At 52.0% G+C, this 5,273-nt stretch carries 4 tRNA genes and 2 rRNA genes; all 6 read left to right on the top strand.

The annotated features are described in order from the left end of the window. Positions 1 to 188: 188 nt before the first annotated feature. A 16S ribosomal RNA gene (locus H8K20_RS13610) occupies positions 189 to 1,715 on the top strand. Between the two features lie 100 nt (positions 1,716 to 1,815). Continuing rightward, positions 1,816 to 1,891 (top strand) — tRNA-Ala (locus H8K20_RS13605). Between the two features lie 42 nt (positions 1,892 to 1,933). Then, a tRNA-Ile gene (locus H8K20_RS13600) sits at positions 1,934 to 2,010 on the top strand. Positions 2,011 to 2,171: 161 nt separating this feature from the next. Next, positions 2,172 to 5,010: ribosomal RNA gene (locus H8K20_RS13595) — 23S ribosomal RNA — on the top strand. Together the 16S and 23S rRNA genes with 4 tRNA genes alongside form the textbook arrangement of a ribosomal RNA operon. Before the next feature lie 109 nt (positions 5,011 to 5,119). Continuing rightward, a tRNA-Lys gene (locus H8K20_RS13590) sits at positions 5,120 to 5,195 on the top strand. A 3-nt stretch (positions 5,196 to 5,198) separates the two neighbouring features. Next, positions 5,199 to 5,273 (top strand) — tRNA-Glu (locus H8K20_RS13585).

Raw genomic sequence — 5,273 nt, 5'->3', positions numbered from 1 at the left:
TGATAGAATAAGGAACAGCGCTAAACGAGGCGCTGGACCACACGGACCTTGAAAATTGAACAATACTAAAGCTTGAACGGAACCCAAGATTCTAGATTTCTAGATAAAGAAATCATTCAAGTAATTTTAAACGTTAGAGTTTGAAATGAGCTAGATTTGGACAGGCGTAAGTCTGTTTAGATACAACTATGATAAAGAGTTTGATCCTGGCTCAGGACGAACGCTGGCGGCGCGCTTAACACATGCAAGTCGAACGGACACATCCGACGGAATAGCTTGCTAGGAAGATGGATGTTGTTAGTGGCGGACGGGTGAGTAACACGTGAGCAACCTACCTCAGAGTGGGGGACAACAGTTGGAAACGACTGCTAATACCGCATAAGATGGCAGGGTCGCATGGCCTGGTCATAAAAGGAGCAATTCGCTCTGAGATGGGCTCGCGTCTGATTAGCTAGTTGGTGAGGTAACGGCCCACCAAGGCAACGATCAGTAGCCGGACTGAGAGGTTGAACGGCCACATTGGGACTGAGACACGGCCCAGACTCCTACGGGAGGCAGCAGTGGGGAATATTGCACAATGGGGGAAACCCTGATGCAGCGACGCCGCGTGAGGGAAGACGGTTTTCGGATTGTAAACCTCTGTCTTGTGGGACGATAGTGACGGTACCACAGGAGGAAGCCATGGCTAACTACGTGCCAGCAGCCGCGGTAATACGTAGATGGCGAGCGTTGTCCGGAATTACTGGGTGTAAAGGGAGTGTAGGCGGGCTGGTAAGTTGAATGTGAAACCTTCGGGCTCAACCCGGAGCGTGCGTTCAAAACTGCTGGTCTTGAGTGAAGTAGAGGCAGGCGGAATTCCCGGTGTAGCGGTGGAATGCGTAGATATCGGGAGGAACACCAGTGGCGAAGGCGGCCTGCTGGGCTTTTACTGACGCTGAGGCTCGAAAGCATGGGTAGCAAACAGGATTAGATACCCTGGTAGTCCATGCCGTAAACGATGATTACTAGGTGTGGGGGGATTGACCCCCTCCGTGCCGGAGTTAACACAATAAGTAATCCACCTGGGGAGTACGACCGCAAGGTTGAAACTCAAAGGAATTGACGGGGGCCCGCACAAGCAGTGGAGTATGTGGTTTAATTCGAAGCAACGCGAAAAACCTTACCAGGTCTTGACATCCATCGCTAGGCTAAGAGATTAGCTGTTCCCTTCGGGGACGATGAGACAGGTGGTGCATGGTTGTCGTCAGCTCGTGTCGTGAGATGTTGGGTTAAGTCCCGCAACGAGCGCAACCCTTACTATTAGTTGCTACGCAAGAGCACTCTAATGGGACTGCCGTTGACAAAACGGAGGAAGGTGGGGATGACGTCAAATCATCATGCCCCTTATGACCTGGGCTACACACGTACTACAATGGCCGTTAACAGAGAGCAGCGATACCGCGAGGTGGAGCGAATCTAGAAAAACGGTCTCAGTTCGGATTGCAGGCTGAAACTCGCCTGCATGAAGTCGGAATTGCTAGTAATCGCGGATCAGCATGCCGCGGTGAATACGTTCCCGGGCCTTGTACACACCGCCCGTCACACCATGAGAGCCGGTAACACCCGAAGTCAGTAGCCTAACCGTAAGGAGGGCGCTGCCGAAGGTGGGGCTGGTAATTGGGGTGAAGTCGTAACAAGGTAGCCGTATCGGAAGGTGCGGCTGGATCACCTCCTTTCTAAGGAAGAACTGTTCGAGCATTTAGTATTGTTTGATTTTGAAGGTCCGTGGCTTTTGTCTGAGAGGGCAGAGGTCGCGAATCTTTCCTTGTTGTAAATGGGGGTGTAGCTCAGATGGGAGAGCACCTGCCTTGCACGCAGGGGGTCAGGAGTTCGAGCCTCCTCATCTCCACCAAGAGGTGGGGGAAGAGTGGGAGAGAACCCGATTTAATCATGAGGGCTCATAGCTCAGGTGGTTAGAGCGCACGCCTGATAAGCGTGAGGTCGGTGGTTCGAGTCCACTTGAGCCCACCAGGCCTTAAGAGGGCCAAGCAACAAGAATGTACCTTGAAAACTGAATACTGCGATATGAAAATATCAACTGCGACATCAAAGCGCGAGAGCGCTGAGAAAATAATTAAGGTAAATCGGAGAAATCTGATAAACTACAATTAAGTCGAGAACAACCGAAATAAGGTCAAGCTAAGAAGGGCGCAGGGCGAATGCCTTGGCACTGGGAGGCGAAGAAGGACGTGGTAAGCTGCGAAAAGCTACGGGGAGCCGCAAACAGGCATTGATCCGTAGATATCCGAATGGGGAAACCCACCTGGAGGCAAGTCCAGGTATCGCATAGTGAATACATAGCTATGCGAGGTCAACCGCCTGAACTGAAACATCTAAGTAGGGCGAGGAAGAGAAATCAAACGAGATTCCGAAAGTAGTGGCGAGCGAAATCGGAAGAGGCCAAACCAGGGGTAGAAATACTTCTGGGGTTGAGGACTGCATTTAAGATCGCGCAAATCTAACTGAACGACATGGGAAGGTCGGCCAGAGAGGGTGAGAGCCCCGTAAGTGAAAGATGAGCGCGCTGAGCAGGATCCAGAGTACTGCGGGACACGAGGAATCCCGTGGGAAGCCGGGGGGACCACCCTCCAAGCCTAAATACTACCCAGTGACCGATAGCGTATAGTACTGTGAAGGAAAGGTGAAAAGAACCCCGGGAGGGGAGTGAAATAGAACCTGAAACCCTGTGCCTACAAGCACATAGAGCACGTCAAAGTGTGATATGGTACTTTTTGTAGAACGGTCCGGCGAGTGTATGTACGTAGCGAGGTTAAGGACTAGAGGTCTGGAGCCGAAGGGAAACCGAGTCTGAATAGGGCGAATTAGTTGCGTGTATACGACCCGAAACCGGGTGACCTATCCATGTCCAGGTTGAAGTTGGGGTAAGACCCAATGGAGGACCGAACCGACCCCTGTTGAAAAAGTGGCGGATGAGGTGTGGATAGCGGAGAAATTCCAATCGAACCCGGATATAGCTGGTTCTCCCCGAAATAGCTTTAGGGCTAGCCTTATGTTAGATTATCGGAGGTAAAGCACTGAATGGGCTAGGGGCCGAGAGGTTACTGAACCCTATCAAACTAAGAATGCCGAATAATCGATGCATAGGAGTCAGACTATGGGAGATAAGTTTCATAGTCAAAAGGGAAACAGCCCAGACCCACAGCTAAGGTCCCTAAATAGATTTAAGTGGAAAAGGATGTGGGGGTGCACAGACAACCAGGATGTTGGCTTAGAAGCAGCCATACATTAAAAGAGTGCGTAATAGCTCACTGGTCGAGTGCCCCCGCGCCGAAAATGTAACGGGGCTAAAATCTATACCGAAGCTTGGGCATTGTATTTATACAATGGGTAGGGGAGCGTCGTATGCGGGGTGAAGCCATAGCGGAAGCGGTGGTGGACTGCATACGAGTGAGAATGCCGGAATGAGTAGCGAGAATTGTGTGAGAATCACAATGGCCGAAAACCTAAGGTTTCTGGAGGAAGGTTCGTCCGCTCCAGGTTAGTCGGGAGCTAAGGCGAGGCCGAAAGGCGTAGTCGATGCACACACGGTAGAGATTCCGTGACCACCGAAAGATTTAAGCAGAGTGACACTCTGAAAGGGCATGACCCGGGCGCTGGTAGACCCGGGCGTAAGGGACTGAAAATTAGTAGGGAAGCATGCTTGGACGGAGGCGAGAAAAGCTCTGAGGTATATATGAGGTGCCCGTACCGCAAACCGACACAGGTAGGTAGGAAGAGGATTCTAAGGCCAACGGGAGAAGGGTTGTTAAGGAACTCGGCAAAATGACCCCGTAACTTAGGGATAAGGGGTGCTCATGGAGACATGAGCCGCAGAGAATAGATCCAGGCGACTGTTTAGCAAAAACACAGGTCTCTGCTAAATCGAAAGATGAAGTATAGGGGCTGACACCTGCCCGGTGCTGGAAGGTTAAGGAGATGAGTGAGAGCTTTGACCCGAAGCCCCAGTGAACGGCGGCCGTAACTATAACGGTCCTAAGGTAGCGAAATTCCTTGTCAGGTAAGTTCTGACCCGCACGAATGGTGTAACGATCTGGATGCTGTCTCAACAACCCACCCGGCGAAATTGTAGTACCGGTGAAGATGCCGGTTACCCGCGACAAGACGGAAAGACCCCATGGAGCTTTACTGCAGCCTGATATTGGATTTCGGTATTACATGTACAGGATAGGTGGGAGACTGGGAAGCATAGGCGTCAGCTTATGTGGAGTCGACCTTGGGATACCACTCTTGTAGTGCTGGAATTCTAACCTGCAGCCGTGAAACCGGCTGGGGGACAATGTCAGGTGGGCAGTTTGACTGGGGCGGTCGCCTCCTAAAAGGTATCGGAGGCGCTCAAAGGTTAGCTCAGCACGGACGGAAACCGTGCCAGAGAGTGTAAACGCAAAAGCTAGCCTAACTGCGAGACTGACAAGTCGAGCAGTAACGAAAGTTGGAGTTAGTGATCCGGCGGTATGTGAGTGGAAATGCCGTCGCTCAACGGATAAAAGCTACCCTGGGGATAACAGGCTGATCTCCCCCAAGAGTCCACATCGACGGGGAGGTTTGGCACCTCGATGTCGGCTCATCGCATCCTGGGGCTGAATTCGGTCCCAAGGGTTTGGCTGTTCGCCAATTAAAGCGGTACGCGAGCTGGGTTCAGAACGTCGTGAGACAGTTCGGTCCCTATCTGTCGTGGGCGCAGGATATTTGAGAGGAGCTGTCCCTAGTACGAGAGGACCGGGATGGACGCACCTCTGGTGCACCAGTTGTCACGCCAGTGGCACGGCTGGGCAGCTAAGTGCGGACCGGATAAACGCTGAAAGCATCTAAGCGTGAAGCCGCCCTCAAGATAAGATATCCCACTGAATAATCAGGTAAGACCCCTTGAAGACTACGAGGTAGATAGGCCGTAGGTGTAAGCATGGTGACATGTTCAGCTGGACGGTACTAATCGGTCGAGGGCTTGACCTAACGGAGTTCGAGACGAGCAGTTGGCAGGAAGATATTGCAGTATTTAGTTTTGAAGGTACATGAGAGTGTACTTTGAGAGGTTAAAAAAGGCGGAGGTCGCCGAAGACATGCACCATTAGCTCAGCTGGTAGAGCAACTGACTCTTAATCAGTGGGTCCCGGGTTCGAGTCCCTGATGGTGCACCACATGGCCCGTTGGTCAAGCGGTTAAGACACCGGCCTCTCACGCCGGTAACGGGGGTTCGATTCCCCCACGGGTCACCA

It is taken from the genome of Neobittarella massiliensis (ex Bilen et al. 2018) (genome assembly GCF_014269355.1).
GTDB lineage: Bacteria > Bacillota > Clostridia > Oscillospirales > Ruminococcaceae > Neobittarella > Neobittarella massiliensis.
Note: the sequence above shows the minus strand (reverse complement) of the source record. Positions and strands in the feature narration are given on the sequence as shown.